Annotated in this window: 13 protein-coding genes; 9 read left to right on the top strand and 4 right to left on the bottom strand. The window is 70.2% G+C overall.

From position 1 onward, the window contains the following. Nucleotides 1-5 precede the first annotated feature (5 nt). The 9 genes from BKA24_RS07065 to BKA24_RS07025 are packed head-to-tail and all read left to right on the top strand — an operon-like array spanning nucleotide 6 to nucleotide 13,415. Nucleotides 6-1,001: an AAA family ATPase gene (locus BKA24_RS07065; protein WP_184216478.1), complete on the top strand. Its 996-nt coding sequence runs from the start codon at nucleotides 6-8 to the stop codon at nucleotides 999-1,001. Next, a complete protein-coding gene (locus tag BKA24_RS07060) occupies nucleotides 998-2,350 on the top strand; it encodes a DUF58 domain-containing protein (RefSeq protein WP_184216475.1) in 1,353 nt (450 codons plus the stop codon). Before BKA24_RS07065 ends, BKA24_RS07060 begins: the two co-directional genes overlap by 4 nt. Continuing rightward, the gene (locus tag BKA24_RS07055; RefSeq protein ID WP_343065999.1) at nucleotides 2,347-4,848 is read left to right on the top strand and encodes a transglutaminase domain-containing protein; all 2,502 of its coding nucleotides are present in this window, start codon (nucleotides 2,347-2,349) and stop codon (nucleotides 4,846-4,848) included. Before BKA24_RS07060 ends, BKA24_RS07055 begins: the two co-directional genes overlap by 4 nt. 58 nt (nucleotides 4,849-4,906) lie before the next feature. After that, nucleotides 4,907-6,139: an FHA domain-containing protein gene (locus BKA24_RS07050; RefSeq protein WP_184216473.1), complete on the top strand. Its 1,233-nt coding sequence runs from the start codon at nucleotides 4,907-4,909 to the stop codon at nucleotides 6,137-6,139. After that, entirely contained in the window at nucleotides 6,139-6,987 is an 849-nt protein-coding gene (locus tag BKA24_RS07045; RefSeq protein WP_184216471.1) for a PP2C family protein-serine/threonine phosphatase, read from the top strand. The genes BKA24_RS07050 and BKA24_RS07045 overlap by 1 nt, the downstream gene beginning before the upstream one ends. Further along, the gene (locus BKA24_RS07040; RefSeq protein WP_184216469.1) at nucleotides 6,980-7,768 is read left to right on the top strand and encodes a hypothetical protein; all 789 of its coding nucleotides are present in this window, start codon (nucleotides 6,980-6,982) and stop codon (nucleotides 7,766-7,768) included. The genes BKA24_RS07045 and BKA24_RS07040 overlap by 8 nt, the downstream gene beginning before the upstream one ends. A gap of 2 nt (nucleotides 7,769-7,770) precedes the next feature. Beyond that, nucleotides 7,771-8,517 (top strand): FHA domain-containing protein, encoded by a 747-nt coding sequence (locus BKA24_RS07035; RefSeq protein ID WP_343065998.1) that lies wholly within the window; start codon nucleotides 7,771-7,773, stop codon nucleotides 8,515-8,517. 49 nt (nucleotides 8,518-8,566) lie between these two features. Beyond that, nucleotides 8,567-12,448, top strand: a complete 3,882-nt coding sequence (hrpA, locus tag BKA24_RS07030; RefSeq protein WP_184216465.1) for an ATP-dependent RNA helicase HrpA — start codon at nucleotides 8,567-8,569, stop codon at nucleotides 12,446-12,448. A gap of 25 nt (nucleotides 12,449-12,473) precedes the next feature. Beyond that, nucleotides 12,474-13,415, top strand: a complete 942-nt coding sequence (locus BKA24_RS07025; RefSeq protein WP_184216463.1) for a quinone oxidoreductase family protein — start codon at nucleotides 12,474-12,476, stop codon at nucleotides 13,413-13,415. A 114-nt stretch (nucleotides 13,416-13,529) separates the two neighbouring features. Here the strand turns inward: BKA24_RS07025 and BKA24_RS07020 are convergent, their stop codons facing one another. From BKA24_RS07020 to BKA24_RS07005, 4 genes are all read right to left on the bottom strand, one after another. Beyond that, a complete protein-coding gene (locus tag BKA24_RS07020) occupies nucleotides 13,530-14,654 on the bottom strand; it encodes a substrate-binding domain-containing protein (RefSeq protein ID WP_184216461.1) in 1,125 nt (374 codons plus the stop codon). Nucleotides 14,655-14,712: 58 nt separating this feature from the next. Next, the gene (gene mmsB / locus BKA24_RS07015) at nucleotides 14,713-16,068 is read right to left on the bottom strand and encodes a multiple monosaccharide ABC transporter permease (protein WP_184216459.1); all 1,356 of its coding nucleotides are present in this window, start codon (nucleotides 16,066-16,068) and stop codon (nucleotides 14,713-14,715) included. Then, the gene (mmsA, locus tag BKA24_RS07010; protein ID WP_184220562.1) at nucleotides 16,065-17,606 is read right to left on the bottom strand and encodes a multiple monosaccharide ABC transporter ATP-binding protein; all 1,542 of its coding nucleotides are present in this window, start codon (nucleotides 17,604-17,606) and stop codon (nucleotides 16,065-16,067) included. Before mmsA ends, mmsB begins: the two co-directional genes overlap by 4 nt. Before the next feature lie 132 nt (nucleotides 17,607-17,738). Further along, entirely contained in the window at nucleotides 17,739-18,725 is a 987-nt protein-coding gene (locus BKA24_RS07005; RefSeq protein WP_184216457.1) for a LacI family DNA-binding transcriptional regulator, read from the bottom strand. Nucleotides 18,726-18,867: the final 142 nt, after the last annotated feature.

Here is an 18,867-nt window from a genome sequence, read left to right as displayed (position 1 = left end):
ACACGATGACGATCACCCAGGAGCAGAGCACCTGGTTCCATGAGACGTTCAGCAAGCTCGTCGACAACGTCGAGCAGGTCGTCCTGGGCAAGCGGCACGTGATCGAGCTCGCCTTCACGGCGATGGTCTCGGAGGGGCACCTGCTCCTCGAGGACTTCCCGGGAACCGGCAAGACCTCCCTCGCCCGCGCGATGGGGCAGTCCGTGCAGGGAACGAGCTCCCGCATCCAGTTCACGCCCGATCTCCTCCCGGGCGATGTCACCGGCATCACCGTCTACGACCAGCGTCGCGGCGAGTTCGAGTTCCACCAGGGACCGATCTTCGCGAACGTCGTGCTCGCCGACGAGATCAACCGCGCCTCCCCGAAGACGCAGTCGGCGCTTCTTGAGGTCATGGAGGAAGGCCACGTCACGGTCGACGGCGTCACCCGCCCCGTCGGCATCCCGTTCCTCGTCGTCGCGACGCAGAACCCCGTCGAGCAGGCCGGCACCTACCGCCTGCCCGAGGCGCAGCTCGACCGCTTCCTGATGAAGGCGAGCCTCGGGTACCCCGACCACGCCGCGACCGTCCGGATCCTGGAAGGGTCCAGCGCGGGGCGCCGCGAGGTCGAGCCCGTCATCACCCCGCAGGGCGTCGTCAGCCTCGCCGACATCGCCCGGGGCGCGTACCTGAACCCGCTGGTGCTGGACTACATCGCCCGCATCGTCGAGGCGACGCGCCTGGCGACCGAGGTCCGCCTCGGCGTCAGCGTGCGCGGCGCGCTCGCCCTCACCCGCGCCTCCCGCACCTGGGCCCTCGCTCACGGGCGCACCTACGTCACGCCCGACGACATCAAGGCCCTCGCCGGCCCCGTCCTGGCGCACCGCCTCATCCTCGACCCCGAGGCCGAGTTCGACGGCGTCACGCCAGGAGCGGTCATCGGCCAGGTCCTCCTCGACGTCGTCCCGCCCAGCCAGAAGGAGCAGGGCCTCCACGATTCCCGCGCGAAAGAGAGTGCGTGAGCTTCCACACCGAATCGCGCCTGAGCCGGACCTCCGCGTCCACCGGCTTCGCGCGCACCCGCTACGGCGGCACCGCGAGGTCGACGACCGTCCTCGCGGTGCGAGGTGTGCAGTCCTGGCGGCGCGTGCGGGCGGTCGCTGCCCAAACCCTCACCTGGATCGTCGAGACGGTCACCCCTGCCGGGTGGGTCGCCTTCGGTGTGGCCCTGGTGGGTCTCGGGGTCGGGCTCGCGCTCGGCCTGCTCGAATTCGCCGTGGCCGGCGGGGCAGCGCTCCTCCTGCTCGTGTTCTCGGTGCCGTTCCTCTTCAGCGCGCGCGCATACGACGTGCGGCTGCTCCTCGACCATGACCGCGTCGTGGCGGGGACGCCCGTCGAAGGCGAACTGGTGGTCACCAACATCGGTCGCACCGCCGCTCTGCCCGGCCGCGTCGATGTGCCGGTCGGCGACGGCCTCGTCGACGTCCACATCCCGCTCCTGCGTCCGCGACACGACTTCCGCGAGCACGTCGTGATCCCGACGGCCCGGCGCGGTGTCGTCACCGTCGGCCCCGCCCGCACCGTGCGCGGCGACCCCCTCGGCATCCTCACCCGCGAAGCCACCTGGGAAGACACGCACACCCTCTACGTGCACCCGGTCACCACGGCCCTCCGCAGCACGGCAGCGGGATTCATCCGCGACCTCGAGGGCACGGCATCCCGCACGATCGTCGACGCCGACTTCTCGTTCCACGCCCTGCGCCCCTACGTCCCCGGCGACTCCCCCCGCCAGATCCACTGGAAGTCGACGGCGAAGACCGGCGACCTCATGGTGCGCCAGTACGAGGAGACCCGCCGCTCCCGCATGGTGATCGCGCTGTCCCTCGGTGAAGACGAGTACGCCGACGACGACGAGTTCGAGCTGGCCGTGAGCGCCGCGGCATCCATCGGCGTCCGCGGCATCCGCGACGGGCGCGACGTCGACGTCGTCGTCGGCGGCGAGGTGCCCGAGTTCGCGCGGCGGGCCGTACGCACCGCGCGCGAGCTCCACACCATCTCCTCGCGCACGCTCCTCGACGACCTCTCGGGCGTCGACCTCTCCCAACGGGTGAGCCCGCTGCGCGACGTCGCATCGCTGGCAGCCGAGAGCCACCCCGACGTGTCGATCGCCTTCCTCATCTGCGGCTCGACGCTGACCCCGGCCCAGCTTCAGACCGCCGCCCTCGCCTTCGGCTCCGACGTCGCCGTCGCCGCTCTGGTGTGCGCGCCCACCGCCGAACCCGGCATCCGGCGCCTCGGATCGATGACCGTCATCTCCATCGGGCTGCTCGACGACCTCCGCCACCTCCTCGCCAAGGGAGCCCAGACGTGAGCGCGTCACGGCGAGACCTGCGCGCCGCACGCGAGTCCCGCGCCGGCGCCGCCGCGCGGGTGCGGTTCCTCGTCGTCCAAGCCCTCCTCCTCGACCTCCTCTTCGCCGTCGGCGCCGTGGCCGCCTGGCCCATCTACCGCAGCGGGACGTTCGTCCTGACCGTCGCCGCGGGTCTGCTCGTGGCCCACGTCGTCGCGGCCCTGGGCATGCGGTGGCGCTGGTCGGGCTGGTGGGTCGCCCTCGCCGCGCTGGGCGGTTACGTGCTCCTCGGCCTCCCCGTCGCCGCGCCCGGAAGCCTGGTTTCGCCCTCGGCGGCGCTGCGCGGCTTCATCGGCGTCCTCACCGCCCCCGTCACGGGATGGAAGGACCTGCTGACCCTCGAGCTGCCGCTCGGGAGCTATCAGACGACCCTGGCGCCGACGCTGTTCCTGTTCATCGCGCTCCCCACGCTGGCGCTGAGTGTCGCGTGGCGGTCGAGCCGCTGGTGGATCGTCGCCGTCCCCGCCGGTCTCCTCCTGACCGTGTTCGGCGTCGTCTTCGGCGCGCGTGAGCTCACCGCGCCACTGTCGATCGGCTCGTTCTCCCTCGCCCGCGAGGTGCTCGTGGGTGCCGCCGCGATCGTCGCCGCCCTGGGCGTCGTGGTCTGGCGCACCCGCTCCGAGCGACGGCGGGCCCTCGCCACCGCGGTCGCGGCGAGCGGTGTGCGGACGACGGGACCGGCGACCCGGGGCCTCGTCGGCCGCGCCGCCGTCGCGACGACGATGGTCGCGCTCGCGGTGGTCGGCGCCGGGGCGTGGGGTCCGTGGGCACTTGCCGGGCAGACGCGCGACGTCGCTCGAAGCGCCGTCGATCCGGTGCTCGAGATCGCACAGACCCTCAGCCCTCTCGCGCAGTATCGCGGAGCGTTCACCGACGACGACGCCTACGCGGCGACGCTCTTCACGGTCGATGCTCCCGACCAGGTCGACCGCCTGCGCCTGGCGACCCTCCCCTACTACGACGGGCGCACGGCGCGCGCCGTCGACCCCGCGACGGGCCCGGGCGACCCCGCCACGGCTTTCACCCGCGTGCCCTCGCGACTGGACAGCGCGGGCGGCGACGCGGTCGACCTGACGGTCACCGTCGACACGCTCGACGGCATCTGGCTGCCCACTGCCGGGAGCCTGCAGTCCGTTTCCTTCGACGGCGCCCGCGCGGCGGATCTGTCCGACGGCTTCTTCCACAACGTCGCCACCGGCGCCGCCGTCGAGCTCATCGACGGCGGTCTCGAGTCGGGCGACTCCTACCGGCTCAGCGCCGCCGTGGACTCGCCGGTCGCGGCGGCATCCCTCGAACCCTCGCGCAGCGGCCCGTCGCTGCCCGACACGGTCGTGCCCGAAAGTCTTCGCGAGTGGATCGAGGCGCAGGGCGTGTCGGGAGGCGGCAGCGGCCTCGAGACCCTGATCGAGCTCCTCCGGGCGCGCGGCTACCTCAGCCACGCCCTGACAGTCGACCCCACGACTCCCCCGGCGTGGCTCACCGATCTCGGCACCGACGATTTCCAGCCGAGCCGTGCCGGCCACTCGACCGACCGAATCGATGACCTGTTCACGCAGCTGCTCGACCGTCAGCGCGAGGTCGGCGGCACCGACGACGCCACACTCGTGGCCGGCGTCGGCGACGAGGAGCAGTTCGCCGTCGCGGGCATGCTCATCGCCGACCAGCTGGGCTTCGACGCCCGCGTCGTCGTGGGCACCCGGCTGACCTCGACGCAGGAGCTGCCGACGTGCGACGACGGGAGCTGCCGGGGCGGCGATCTCGCGGCGTGGATCGAGGTGCAGGATGCCGGCGGTTCCTGGACCGCGCTGGACGTGACGCCTCAGCATGAGACGTTCCCCTCGCCCGATCTCGAGCAGCGGCAAGATCCGCAGAACCCGACCGACGTGCGACGCGAGCAGGCCGAATCGGTGCTGCCCGCCGATGCGAACCCGGCGGACGGGACCGAGCGCAGCGACGACGTGACCGAGGAGGGAGCCGATCTCGAGCCCCTCTGGTTCGCTCTCCGTGTCACCGGCGTCTCACTGCTGGGCCTGACGATCCTCTTCGGCCCGTTGCTGGCCATCGTCGCCGCGAAGGCTTTCCGCCGACGCTCGCGGCGGCGCAGTCCCGACGTGGTCGAGCGGTTCACCGGCGGATGGCAGGAGTTCGTCGACACGGCCGTCGACCACGGCTACCCGGTACCGCGCACGCAGACACGTCAGGAGCTCGCCGCACTCTACGCCGGCGAGGATGCCGCGCCCGGTGCGCGCCTGGCGACGTGGGCCGATCGCTCGGTCTTCGACGTCGCTCCGCCCTCGGCCGAGGAGAACGCCGAGTTCTGGCGGATCGTCGACGCGGAGCGGTCGCGTCTGGCCGCGGAGAAGACGTTCTGGCAGCGCCTGCGCGCTCGCGTGTCGCTGCGCTCGCTCCGCAGTCGGCGGCCCCGCGTCGGCGACGGCGCCCGCGCAGCGCGCCGATAGGGTGTCGAGGAACCATGCGCGCGAACGGTCGTTACGGTAGGCAGGTCGAGGAGGAACGGTGAGCGGACTGACAGGAGCGATCGGCGCGGTCGATACGCTGCACGCGGTGGTACCCGGAGGGGCTGCCGTCGGCGGAATGTCGATCGTCGCGACGATCGTGCAGCTCGTCCTCGTGATCGCGGTGTACGTGTGGCTCGCGCTGGCGCTGAGCGCCGTCTTCGCCAAGGTGGGGCGCCCCACCTGGAAGGCCTGGGTTCCGGTCTACAACATCTGGACGCTCTTCGAGGTCGCTGGCATGAAGGGCTGGTGGGCGGCCGTGCAGGCCGGCGCCGGCATCGTCGTGGCGATCGTGGGCGGCGTCGTGACGGCGGCGGCCGCCGAAGCAGTCGTCGACGCCGGCTTCAGCGGCGGTGGCGCGCAGGGCGCGGTCATCGGCGCCGGTGTCACGCTGGTGGTCCTCTGGGTCCTCTACGGCGCGCTCGTCCTCATCCTCCAGATCCGGATGATGCTCGCGCTGTGCCGCGGCTTCTCCCTCGGCGTCGGGTTCGTGGTGCTGGGTGTCGCCCTCCTCCCCCTCTGGGCGAGCCTCGTCGGCTGGGGAGCGGCGCAGTGGCGCGGCATCCCCACCGTCCACACTGGCGGCATCCCGCCGACACCCTTCGCGGCCCCGGATTCGGCACCCGCGCAGGCCGCCCCCGCCGCGCCCCAGGCGCCCGCTGCCGCTTTCGCTCCGGCGCCGGGTGCCCCCGTGGTTCCGGGCACGGCGCCGGCGGCACCGGTCGCTCCCCCGGCGAACAACCCGTGGATGCCGCCTCCCGCCGCACCGGTCGCGGCGCCCGCCCCCGCGCCGGCGGCACCCTCCCCCGCTCCGGCACCCGCCGCAGCAGCTCCCGCGCCCGCCGCACCCGCAGCCGCGCCTGCGCCGGCGGACGACGATCTCGACGAGCACACCGTCCTCGCCGCGCACCGTCAACCCACCACCACGCTCACTCTTCCGGGCGGCATCACCGTGTCGCTCCAGAGCGAGGTCGCCGTCCTCGGACGGAACCCCGTCGCTCCGTCGGATTCGCCGGGCGCGCAGCGCGTGCCGATCGACGACGTCACCCGGACGGTCTCCAAGACGCATGCGCTGCTGCGCCGCGACGCCGGCCAGTGGACCATCACCGATCTCGCGTCGACCAACGGCGTCTTCGTGGGACCGGCCGATGCCGAGACCGAGGTGACCGCACCGACCGCACTGTCGGGGCGGTTCCTGCTCGGCGACGCAGAACTCCACCTCGCGGACAGCTGATGACCACTCGGCCCGACGCCCACCTGGAGGTCATCAGCGGTGCGCTGACCGACCCGGGTCTTCGGCGTCCGGCCAACGAGGACTCATTCCTGGCGAGCTTCCCGGTCTACTTGGTCGCCGACGGAATGGGCGGACACGAAGCCGGCGATCGTGCCTCGGCAGCGGTGATCGACGCGTTCCGCGGCTTCGTCGGCCGCAGCGACGTCGCTCCCGAAGAGGTGGCTCAGGCCGTCTACGCCGCCCACAGCGCCGTCGTGGAGATCGCCGCCGGAACCACGCGCGGCGCCGGCTCCACCCTCACCGGGCTCGTCGCCGTCGAGCAGGACGGCGAGCAGCGCTGGCTCGTCCTGAACGTCGGCGATTCCCGCGTGTACCGCCTCCTCTCCGAGCGCCTCGAGCAGCTGACGATCGACCACTCGGTGGCGCAGGAGTTGGTGGATGCCGGCCGGCTCACCCGGGAGCAGATGTCGCAGTACGAGGGCCGCAACGTGATCACCCGCGCGATGGGCGGTGAGCGCAGCCCGGCGGACTACTGGCTGCTTCCCGTCGTCACCGGCGAACGACTGCTGATCTGTTCCGACGGCCTGTCGGGCGAAGTCAGCGACGAGGGCATCCGCGCCGGGCTGCTGGTGGGCGGGTCCCCCACCCACACCGCCGGTTCGCTGGTGGCGCAGGCGCTCGCGCACGGAGGCCGCGACAACGTCACCGCGATCGTGGTCGACGTCGTCGGCGGCGGCATCCACCCGCGACTGGAGGATACGACGGGCGGGTTGATGACGAGCGGGTCGGCCACCGGCACGATCGAGGTCGCGACGATCCCGTCCTCTCGGCGGAGGTCCCGTGACTGACCGGTCCAGAGATGAGGATGCCGCGGATGAGGCGACCACGCTGTCGCCGCGGCGCGAGGCTCGACGCGAGGTGATCGATGCGGTCCCCGGCATGGCGGGGACGGATCTTGACGACGCGACGACGCTGTCACCGCGCCGTCGGGGCGCGCCGGACGACGATCCGGAGGACCGCACCACGCTCTCCCGCCGCCACGAACGCCCCGTCGAAGACACCGACGTCCCGCAGATCGACGACGAGCGCACCACGCTCTCCCGCCGCCACGAACGCCCCGTCGAAGACACCGACGTCCCGCAGATCGACGACGAGCGCACCACGCTCTCCCGCCGCCACGAACGCCCCGTCGAAGACACCGACGTCCCGCAGATCGACGACGAGCGCACCTCCATCGCGGCGCGTCGGATCGAACCGCCGCTCGAGGTGAGCGACATCCCGCGCGGATCGCTGGAGGCCGCCGAGGCGACCGAATCGCCTCTCGACCACACGATCGTCCAGCGACGAGAAGTCGACACCTCGATCACGCGAGGGCGCGCCGACACACCGCGCACCGCGGCGGTCCCCGGGGCCACCGGATCGAAGGCGATCTACCGGCCGCGCGCCGACGCTCCGGCGCCCGCCATCACCCGCACGCCCGTGACGCCGCCCACCGCGGTCGATCCGGTGGGCGCGGCGAACGTACGACCGCGCCGCCGGCGCGGATTCCTGCTCGCGCTCGTCGCGGGCGTCGTGGTGATCGTGGGCGGGGCGATCACCGGCATCATGCTGATCGTCGGAGGGGGATGACGGTGACGGAAGACATCGAACAGACGGCGGAGAACACGACGGTCGAACTCGGGATCGAGTTCTGCGGCGAGTGGTTTTACCCCACACCGGGACAGTCGTTCTCGATCGGCCGCGACGCGGACCTCGTGATCGACACGAACCCGTACCTGCACCGGCGGCTCCTCGAGATCGAGTCGGCGCAGGACCTGTGGTGGCTCTCCAACACGGGCCGCTCGATCTCGGTCGCCCTCGCCACCGCCGACGGCGCGTATCAGGCGATGCTCGGCCCCGGGACCCGGGTGCCGCTCGTGTTCCCCGAACTGATCGTCATGTTCACCGCCGGCGCCTTCACGTATGAGTTCACGATCCGCAACGACGCCGCCCGGTTCACGGGTCGCGATGCGGCTGGCGACGGTGATGACACCGACGGCGGCACGACCATCGGGGCCGTGCCCCTCACCGTCAGCCAGCGGCAGCTGCTGATCGCCCTCTGCGAGCCGATCCTGCGCGGCGGGATGATGGGGTCCAGCCAGATCCCCACCTCCGCCGCTGCGGCCCAGCGCCTGGGCTGGCCGTTGACCACGTTCAACCGCAAGCTCGACAACGTCTGCGACAAGTTCGACCGCGAAGGTGTCCAGGGGCTCCGCGGCGGCGCCGGGAAGCTCGCGACGAACCGGCGGGCCCGGCTCGTCGAGCACGCGATCCTCTCCCGCCTGGTCACCGCCGCCGACCTCCCCCTCCTCGACGAGGCGACCAAGATCGCGCGGTGAGCGCAGCGGCGGGCGTCGCGCGGCATCCACCGCGATAGGATCGAAGGCTGTGTCCGCACCCGTCCCCGTCATCTCGTATCCCCCGGAGCTGCCCGTCAGCGCCGCGCGGGACGAGATCGCGCGCGCCATCGAGACGTCGCAGGTCGTCATCGTCGCCGGTGCGACCGGGTCGGGCAAGACGACGCAGCTCCCCAAGATCTGCCTCGAGCTCGGCCGCACGCGCATCGCGCACACGCAGCCGCGCCGCATCGCCGCCCGTTCCATCGCCGAGCGGCTGGCCTCCGAGGTGCAGGTGCCCCTGGGCGGCGCCATCGGCTACAAGGTCCGCTTCACCGACGAGGTGACCGATGCCACGCAGGTCACGCTGATGACCGACGGCATCCTGCTGAACGAGATCCACCGCGACCGGCTCCTCCGCCGGTACGACACGATCATTGTCGACGAAGCCCACGAACGCTCCCTCAACGTCGACTTCCTGCTGGGGTACCTCGCCCGCATCCTGCCCGAGCGCCCCGACCTCAAGGTCGTCATCACGTCGGCGACGATCGACCCCGAGAGCTTCGCCGCGCACTTCGCGTCGACCGCCCCCGACGGGGAGCGCATCCCCGCGCCGATCATCGAGGTCTCCGGGCGCACGTTCCCCGTCGAGATCCGCTACCGGGCACACGACGACACCGAGGACGATGTCGACGGCCTCGTCGCGGCCCTCCGCGAGCTCGATCGCGAGCCCGACGGCGACGTCCTGGTCTTCTTCCCCGGCGAGGCCGAGATCCGGGATGCCGCGGATGCCGTGAACGGCATGTACCGGGGCGACGCCCGACCCACCGAGGTGCTCCCCCTCTACGGCCGCCTGTCCGCGGCCGAGCAGCACCGCGTCTTCGAGCCGTCGCGCGTCGCGGGGGTCCGCCGGCGCATCATCCTCGCGACCAACGTCGCCGAGACGAGCCTCACGGTTCCCGGCATCCGCTACGTCGTCGATACGGGCACCGCCCGCATCTCGCGCTACAGCGTGCGCTCGAAGGTGCAGCGCCTGCCCATCGAAGCCGTGTCGCAGGCCTCGGCGCAACAGCGCAGCGGTCGCGCGGGACGCACCTCCCCCGGCATTGCGATCCGGCTGTACGCCGAGGAGGACTTCCTCGGCCGGCCGGAATTCACCGAACCCGAGATCCTGCGCACCTCGCTCGCGTCGGTCATCCTGCAGATGCTCGCGCTCGGCTTCGGCGACGTGACCGAGTTCCCGTTCCTGACCAAGCCCGACTCCCGCGGTGTGAAGGCGGCCGTCGAGCTCCTCACCGAGCTCCGCGCCGTCACCGGCAAGACCGGTGCGCTGAAGCTCACACAGCTCGGCCGGCGGATCTCACGCCTGCCGATCGACCCGCGCTTCGCTCGGATGCTGCTGGAGGCTGAGACCCTCGGCGTCTCCCGCGACGTCCTCGCGATCGTCGCGGGACTCTCGATCCAAGACGTCCGCGAGCGTCCCGAGGAGCGCCGCGAGGAAGCCGACCGCCTCCACGCGCGCTTCACCGACCCGACGAGCGACTTCCTCTCGCTGCTGAACCTCTGGAACCACCTCCGCGAGCAGCAGCGCGAGCTCGGCTCCAGCGCATTCCGGCGGCTGTGTCGGAGCGAGCACCTCAACTATGTGCGGGTGCGCGAGTGGTTCGACGTCCACCGCCAACTGCGTGCCCTGTCCAGCACGAAAGCACAGGCGGGGTCGAAGGCCCTCGCCGGCGACGGCGCCGCCGACCCCGACGCCATCCACCGGGCGATCCTGTCGGGCCTGCTGTCCCACCTCGGCATCCTCGACACACGATCCGTGCAGAACGACCCGAAGAAGAAGGGCGCCCGCAAGCCGCTCGCGCAGTATCGCGGTGCACGCGGCGCGTCGTTCGCGATCTTCCCCGGGTCGGGCCTCAAGAAGGCGTCGCCCGACGCCGTCATGGCCGCCGAGCTCGTCGAGACCTCGCGCCTGTTCGGTCGCACCGTCGCGCAGGTCGACCCCGCCTGGGCCGAAGAGCTCGCCGGCGACCTCGCGCATCGGAGCATCAGCGATCCGCACTGGTCGAAGGATGCCGGTGCCGCCGTCGCCGCCGAGAAGGTCACCCTCTTCGGGGTCGAGATCATCCCGCGCCGTCGCGTGCAGCTCGCACGCCTCGACCGAGAGCTCGCGCGAGAGCTGTTCCTGCGGCACGCGCTGGTCGAGGGCGAATGGAACGTGTCGCACCTCGACAAGCGGCTCACCGCCTTCGAGCGCCGCAACGCCGATCTGCGTCGACGTCTCGAGCGCATCGAAGAGCGCGAGCGTCGTCGCGACATCCTCGTCGGCGACGAGGCGGTGTACGCGTTCTACGACGCCCGCCTGCCCCGCGACGTGTTCGACGTCCGCTCGTTCGAGACGTGGTGGCGCGGCGCGCAGGCGCAGACGCCGAAGCTCCTCGACATGACGGAGGCCGACCTCCTCGGCGAGAGCGGACGCACCGACGAGCGCGACTTCCCCGCCCGCTGGCGACAGGGCGACCAGGTGCTCTCCCTCGCCTACCGGTTCGAACCGGGCGCCGCCGACGACGGCGTGAGCGTCGTCGTGCCACTCGCGCTCCTGGCGCAGCTGCGACCGGACGGGTTCGACTGGCAGGTGCCCGGAATGCGGGCGGAGCTCATCACCGCGCTCATCAAGGCGCTGCCGAAGACGATCCGCCGTCACGTCGTCCCGGCCGCGGACTGGGCGACCACGCTCGGCGACGAACTCGCCGGCACGGGCCCCGAGGACACCGACGGGCTGCCCGCCTCGACGCTCCGCGCGGCTCTCGCCGCACGCATCCAGCGCGTCGCGCACCAGCCCGTCACCGCTGCCGACTTCGAGCTCGAGCGCGTCCCCGGGCACCTCCTCGTCTCGTTCCGTGCCGTCGACCACCGCGGCCGCGCCGTGGGTTCCTCGCGCGATCTCGCCGAGCTCCAGCAGCGTCTCGCCGGCCGAGCGCGGGAGTCCGTCGCCCGGTCGGTGTCCCGCCAGCCGGCACCGGGCCGCGGTCCGCAGCCGGCCGCGCCCGCGGCATCCGGGCCGGCCGCACCCGCCGAGCGCACCGGGATCACGACCTGGGACGTCGGCGCGCTGCCGGCCGTCGTCGACACGAAGGTCGCCGGCGGTGTCGTGCGCGGCTACCCCGCACTCATCGACGAGAAGGAGTCCGTCGCGCTCCGCATCGAGGCGACGCCCGAGCGGGCAGCGGACCTCACCCGCGCAGGGGTGCGCCGTCTGCTGCTGCTCGCCGTGCCCTCGCCTGCCGCCTACGTGCTCGAGCACCTCACCGCAGCCGAGAAGCTCGCGCTCGCGGCATCCCCCTATCCCTCCGCGAAAGCGCTCATCGAGGACGCCCGCGTCGCCGTCGCCGATGCCGTCCTCGGCGCATCGGTCATCCGCGACGAGGCCGGCTTCACGTCCGCCCGCGACGCGTTCTCGGCGCGCGTCGTCGACGAGCTCTTCCAGACCGTCTCGCTGACGGCGAAGATCCTCACCCTGCAGCGCGACGTGGAGCGCGGCATCCGGGCACAGAACTCGATGACGCTCCTCGCCGCCCTCGGCGACCTCAAGACGCAGCTCGCCGGGCTCCTGCACCCCGGTTTCGTCTCGCGCACCGGCACCGCCCGGCTCGCGCACCTCCCCCGCTACCTGCAGGGGGCGCTCGAGCGGGTGACGACCCTCGCCGACAACCCGGGTCGCGACCGGCAGCGCATGACCGAATACGAGCGCGCTGCCGCCGCGTTCACGGATGCCGGCGGCACGACGCCGCTTCCCGCGGGCGCGCCCGCGCGCCTCGTGCACGCGCGGTGGCTCCTCGAGGAGTACCGGGTGAGCCTGTTCGCCCAGCGCCTGGGGACAGCGGAGCCGGTTTCGCTTCAGCGCATCACGAAGGCCCTCGCCGCGACGGACTGAGACAGCGTCGTAAGCTGGCGGCACCATGGCATCCGCGATCACGTACCTCGCACTCGGTGGCCCGGAGGTCCTCACCTTCGGCGACATCGACATCGCCGCTCCCGGTCCCGGCGACGTGGCCGTCCGCATCGAAGCTGCGGGTGTGAATCCTCTCGACGCGAAGCTCCGCGCCGGCACCCGCCCCTCGCCGCCGATCACCTCGCCACGTCGTATCGGATTCGACGGCGCCGGCGTCGTGACGGCGCTCGGCGCAGACGTCGACGGGCTGCGCGTGGGCGATGCGGTCGCGATCGCGGGCGCGACAGGGCTGTACGCGACCGACGTCGTCGTCGCGGCATCCACCCTCACTCCTCGCCCGCCGCAGGTGAGCGCTGCACAGGCTGCTGCGCTCGGCATCCCGGCCGGTACCGCCTACCAGACGCTCCGGTCGATGGCGGTGGGACCGTCCGACGTCGTCCTCGTGCACGCCGGTTCCGGTGCGGTCGGGCAGTTCCTCATCCAGTTCGCCGTCCTCTGGGGCGCGACGGTGATCGCAACCACCAGCGAGCGCCGCGCCGAGCGTGTGCGTGCACTCGGCGCGACACCCGTCGCGTACGGCGAAGGCCTCGCCGATCGAGTCCGCGCGGCTGCACCCCAGGGCGTCACCGTCGCGATCGACGCAGCCGGCACTGACGAGGCCCTCCGCACGTCGATCGAGCTCGTCGACGACCGCGGTCGTATCGTGACCCTCGTCCGAGGAGCGGATGCCGCGGGCCTCGGTATCCGCGCGTTCTCGGGCGGCAGTCCTGAACCGCTCACCTCGCAGCAGCTGGCCCTGCGCGCAGAGGCGGTGCCGGTGAGCCTGCAGCTCATCGCCGCGGGCGCACTGGATGTGGAACTCGGCCCGACGTTCGCACTCGCCGATGCCGCCGACGCGCACCGTGCCCTCGCAGCCGGCGTCGAGGGCAAGATCGTGCTGGTTCCCTGAGCGAGCCGGCTCAGGCGGCAACGAGCGCCCAGTACGCGAACGAGCCGCCCGGAGCGACCCCCGCGAGGAGGATCGGCCGGACGGCTCGCTCAGCCCTCGATGAGGGCGAGAGTGTTACTCGTAGGACTTGACGATCTCGAGGAGGCTCGGAACGTTCTCGTACGCCTCGGCGGCGTTCTCCTTGGTGACGATGACCGGGTCGAGCAGGTAGGCCGGGACGACCTTGACGCCGTTGTCGTAGGACTCGGTGTCGTTGACCTCGACCTCCTCGCCCTTCTGCAACTGCTGGGCCATCTTGATGGCCTGCGCGACGAGAAGCGAGGTGTCCTTGTTGATCGTGGAGTACTGCACGCCCTCCATGATCGACTTGACCGACTCGACCTCGGAGTCCTGGCCGGTGACGACCGGGACCGGCTTGCCTGCCTGCTGCACAGAGGTGATGATGGCGCGGGCCAGCGTGTCGTTCGGGGACAGGACGCCGTCGATCACGGTGTCGCCGCTGTACGAGCCCGTGAGGATCGTGTCCATGCGGTTCTGCGCGTTCTCGGCCAGCCAGCCCTCGGTTGCCGTCTGGGCGATCTCGGTCTGGCCGGAGACAACGTTCAGCGTGCCGTCGTCGATCTTTGGCTGCAGAACCTCCATGGCGCCATCGAAGAACACCGCGGAGTTCGCGTCGTCCGGCGAGCCCGAGAAGAGCTCGATGTTGTACGGAGCTTCGTGGCCCGCGCGCTCGGCAAGACCGTCGAGCAGCGCCTGGCCCTGCAGGTTGCCGACCTTGAAGTTGTCGAACGCGGCGTAGTAGTCGACCGCGTCGGTGTTCTCGATCAGGCGGTCGTACGCGATCACGGTGGCGCCGGCGTCCTTCGCCGCCTGCACCTGCGTGGCGAGCTGCTTGCCGTCCTTCGCGCCGATGATGATGACCTTGGCGCCGTTCGTCACCATCGCCTGGATCTGGTTCTGCTGCTCGGCGACCGTGTTCGACGCCGGAGCGTACTGCACGTCGGCCTGGAAGCCGGCCTCTGCGAGACCGTCCTCGAACAGCTTGCCCGCGAGGACCCAGTTCTCCGACGTCTTGTCGGGAAGCGCGACACCGATCGTCGCGTCGGCCGCGAAGCCCACTGCAGCCTCGTCACTGCCGCCGGTCCCGGTGTCGCCACCGCCGCGCTCGGAGGAGCATCCGGTGAGGGCGAAAGCGCCCAAGGCGACGATCGCTGTCGCCGTCAGAAGCATCTTCTTCATGTGATCTCTTTCTATGGTGTGTGAAGGTCTCGTCACGCGTGCGAGCGCGACGAGGCCCCTACTGTCCGCTCGTCTTGTCGACGGGTGGGGCTTGGTAGGTCTTGTTGGGCTCGAAGGTCTGCGTCGCCGGGTCCTCCGTGCGGCCGAAGCGGCGCGTCATGAAACCGATGAGCGACGGGCGGCCCTGCTGCTTGTTCCAGACGTCGATCCCGACCGCGATCAGGAGCACGAGTCCCTTGATCATCGAGACGACGTCGGAACCCTGGCCGAGCAGCGCGAGGCCGTTGTTGAGGAACGCCATCACGAGACCACCGATGATCGATCCGATCACGGTGCCGATGCCTCCCGCGACGGCCGCGCCGCCGATGAACACCGAGGCGATGGCGTCGAGCTCCCAGCCGGTGCCATCGTTCGGACCGGAGGCCTGCGAGCGGGCGACGAAGATCATTCCGGCGAGGGCCGCGAGGACCGACATGTTCATCATCACGAAGAAGTCGACCCAGCGGTCTTTCACACCCGACAGGCGCGCGGCCTGCCGGTTGCCGCCGACCGCATAGATGTGCCGACCGAAGACCGTGTTGCTCGTGACGAACGTGTAGACGATGACGAGCGCGAGCAGGATCAGGCCGGGAACCGGGAAGCTGGTCCCGGGGCGCCCTGTCGCGAACATCCACGCCGCCACGAGCACGACGACCGAGAGCAGCACGACCTTGGTCACGCTCACCCAGAGGGGCGCACGGTCGGAGCCCATCTTCTTCTGAACCCGACGCGTGCGGATCTCCCAGAACACGAGCCAGGCGACCGCGACGAGTGCGAGCAGCATGGTCGGGATGTTGAACGGCAGCGGCAGCCCGATCTCGGGGAGATAGCCCGTGCCGATGATCTGGAAGCCCTTCGGCACCGGGATGGTCTGCGCGTCGCCGATCCACTGCTGCGCCCCACGGAAGAACAGCATTCCCGCAAGCGTCACGATGAACGCCGGCACGCCGACGTAGGCCACCCAGAAGCCCTGCCATGCGCCGACCGCCGCGCCGACACCGAGGCCGAGCAGGATCGCGAGCGGCCAGGGGAAGTTCCACTCGGTCATCGATTTCGCCACGATGATGCCGGTGAATGCGGCGACAGAGCCGACCGAGAGGTCGATGTGCCCCATGATGATGACCATCACCATGCCGATCGCGAGGATCAGGATGAACGAATACTGATTGATGACGTTGATCAGGTTTCCCGACGTCAGGGTCGCGCCGTTGGGACCGTTGCGTATCAGCGTCAGGATCTCGAACAGGACGATGATGACGATCAAGCTGCCGAGGATTCCGAACTGGCGCAGCGTCGATGTTCCGCCGCCGCCGAACATCTTCGTGATGTCCTTGAAGTGGAACCCGCGCTTCGCCGGGGTGGATTCGGTGGTCATGCGGTTGCTCTCTGAGTCGCGGAGGTCATGCTGCGCATGAGTGCCTCGGGTGTCGCCTGGTCGGCCGGGATGCAGTCGGTGACCCGACCTTCGAAAACGGTGTAGATGCGGTCGGAGATGCCGAGCAGTTCGGGCAGCTCGCTGGAGATGACGATGACGCCCTTGCCCTGCGCCGCGAGCTCGTTGATGATCGCGTAGATCTCGTACTTGGCGCCGACGTCGATGCCGCGGGTCGGCTCGTCGAGGATGAGGATGTCGGGATCGGTGAACATCCAGCGCGCGAGCACGACCTTCTGCTGATTGCCGCCGGAGAGCTTGCCGACGCCCTCATCGACGGACGGCGTCTTGATGCGGAGCGCCTTTCGGTACTGTTCGGCGATCGTGAACTCCTCGCGGTCGTCGACGACGCCGTTGTGCGCGATCTTCGACAGCTTGGCGGCGACGATGGAGCGCTTGATCGTGTCGAGCAGGTTGAGACCGAGCACCTTGCGGTCCTCGCTCACGTACGCGAGGCCGTGCTTGATCGCCGACGCGACGTCGGGCAGCACGATCTCCCGGCCGTCCTTGATCATGGTGCCGCCGAGGAACGTGCCGTATGACCGGCCGAACATGCTCATGGCGAACTCGGTGCGCCCCGCGCCCATGAGGCCCGCGATGCCGACCACTTCGCCGCGCCGGACGTTGATGCTCGAACCCTTCACGACCATGCGCTCGGTGACGGTCGGATGCTGCACCCACCAGTCCTTGACTTCGAAGAAGACCTCGCCGATCTCGGGAGTGCGGTCGGGGTACCGGCTTTCGAGCGACCGGCCGACCATGCCGCGGATGATGCGGTCCTCGTTGATTTCGCCGCGCGAGATGTCGAGGGTCTCGACGGTGCGCCCGTCGCGGATGATCGTGATCTCGTCGGCGATCTGCTCGATCTCGTTCAGCTTGTGGCTGATGATGATCGACGCGATCCCCTTCGCCTTCAGTCCGAGGATCAGGTCGAGCAGGTGCTGCGAGTCGTTCTCGTTCAGCGCGGCCGTCGGCTCGTCGAGAATGAGGAGTTTGACGTCCTTGTTCAGCGCCTTCGCGATCTCGATGAGCTGCTGCTTCCCCACGCCGAGCGTCTTGATGGGGACGTCGGGATCTTCCGCCAGCCCGACGCGGGCGAGGAGCTCGGTGGCGCGCAGCTTCTGCGCCGGCCAGTCGATCCGACCGAACCGCTTGATCTCGTTGCCGAGGAAGATGTTCTCGGTGATCGAGAGCTCGGGGATGAGCGCAAGCTCCTGGTGGATGATGACGATGCCGGCCTGCTCGCTCGCGGCGATGTCACGGAACCGCTGCTCTTCGCCGTAGAGACGGATATCGCCCGTGTACGTGCCGAAGGGGTACACCCCGGAGAGCACCTTCATCAAGGTGGACTTGCCCGCACCGTTCTCGCCGCAGATGGCGTGAATCTCACCTGCACGGACGGTGATGGACACGTCGGCGAGCGCTTTGACTCCCGGGAACTCCTTCGTGATGTTCTGCATCTCGAGGATCGGGCCGGACACGGTAGGCAACGTTGCTGTGGTGGTCACGAATCTTCCTTGACGTGCGGCCACCGTCGATGTGACCGTTCACATTTGAGTCCATAGTGCTCGGATGCTGAGGCGCTGTCAAGTACGCCCGGCGAATCCGTGTCGCTACCGCGACGCGGTCGACTCGCGCGTGCGCAGCAGCGTTTGCAACGGCCCGAACTCGGGCACGGCCTCACCGCGGATCTGCGCGAGGAGGATACGCACCGCGCGGCGGCCGAGTTCGGGGAAGTCCTGGTGAACCGTGCTCAGTGTCGGTGCGACATGTGCCGCGACGGGGATGTCATCGAACCCGATCACACTCACATCGTGCGGAACACGCACCCCGGCATCCCGGAACCCGTGCATGAGCCCGATCGCCATGAGGTCGTTGGCCGCGAATACCGCCGTGAAGTCGCGGCGGCGCGAGAGCTCCTGGCCGGCGAAATAGCCGAAATCGGCGGTCCAGTCGCCCCGGATGGGTGGGAACGTGGGCAGATCGGCCTCGCGCAGACCGTCGAGGTAGCCCCGCATCCGGGACTCCGCCTCGATCCAGTCCTGCGGACCTGCGAGGTGCAGGATGTCCGAATGTCCGAGCGAGATCAGATGCTCGGTCGCGGCACGCGCCCCGGCGACCTGATCGGCCGAGAGGGTCACGCCATCGGACCCGGACGCCGTCTGCAGCGACACGAAAGGCATCTCGACGGTCATGCCCCGCAGGACATGGAAGACGCGAACCTGCGGCGCCAGCACCACGATCCCGTCCACCTGCTCTCGTGCGAGTTGCCGCACCGCGTTACCGATGGCCTCGGGGGTCGTCGCTCCGAGGTTCAGTGTCGAGACCGAGTAGCCCTCTTCGCGGGCGGCATCCTCGATCCCGGCGATCGAGGAGGTCGGGCCGAACTCGCCGATCGTCGCCGAGAGCACACCCAGGATGTTCGACTTGCTGGTGACGAGCGCCCTCGCGGCCAGATTCGGCCGATAGTCGAGGACCGATATCGCGTCGAGGACCTTGGCCTTCGTCTCGGGGCGGATACTCGGATGGTCGTTGAGCACGCGCGACACCGTCTGGTGCGACACCCCCGCGAGCCTGGCGACGTCACGGATGCTGGGCATCCTGACACGGTCGGAGGCGGTGGACACGGCAGGCCTCCTTGCATGTGCACGGTCACATCGTTTCTTCATTATGACTGGCAATCGACGCACCCGCATCCGCCGGGCGACGAGACCCGCCGGCGAAGCAGTCAGCTGAGGATGC

Origin of the sequence: Microbacterium marinum (assembly GCF_014204835.1) — a bacterium.
Classification (GTDB): domain Bacteria; phylum Actinomycetota; class Actinomycetes; order Actinomycetales; family Microbacteriaceae; genus Microbacterium; species Microbacterium marinum.
Note: the sequence above shows the minus strand (reverse complement) of the source record. Positions and strands in the feature narration are given on the sequence as shown.

What these genes read in the sequence shown, in the direction of transcription:
- BKA24_RS07065 (WP_184216478.1), top strand. Translation starts at nt 6, where the DNA reads ATGACGATCACCCAGGAGCAGAGCACCTGGTTCCATGAGACGTTCAGC.
- BKA24_RS07045 (WP_184216471.1), top strand. Translation starts at nt 6,139, where the DNA reads ATGACCACTCGGCCCGACGCCCACCTGGAGGTCATCAGCGGTGCGCTG.
- BKA24_RS07025 (WP_184216463.1), top strand. Translation starts at nt 12,474, where the DNA reads ATGGCATCCGCGATCACGTACCTCGCACTCGGTGGCCCGGAGGTCCTC.
- BKA24_RS07020 (WP_184216461.1), bottom strand. Translation starts at nt 14,654, where the DNA reads ATGAAGAAGATGCTTCTGACGGCGACAGCGATCGTCGCCTTGGGCGCT.
- mmsB (WP_184216459.1), bottom strand. Translation starts at nt 16,068, where the DNA reads ATGACCACCGAATCCACCCCGGCGAAGCGCGGGTTCCACTTCAAGGAC.
- BKA24_RS07005 (WP_184216457.1), bottom strand. Translation starts at nt 18,725, where the DNA reads ATGCCCAGCATCCGTGACGTCGCCAGGCTCGCGGGGGTGTCGCACCAG.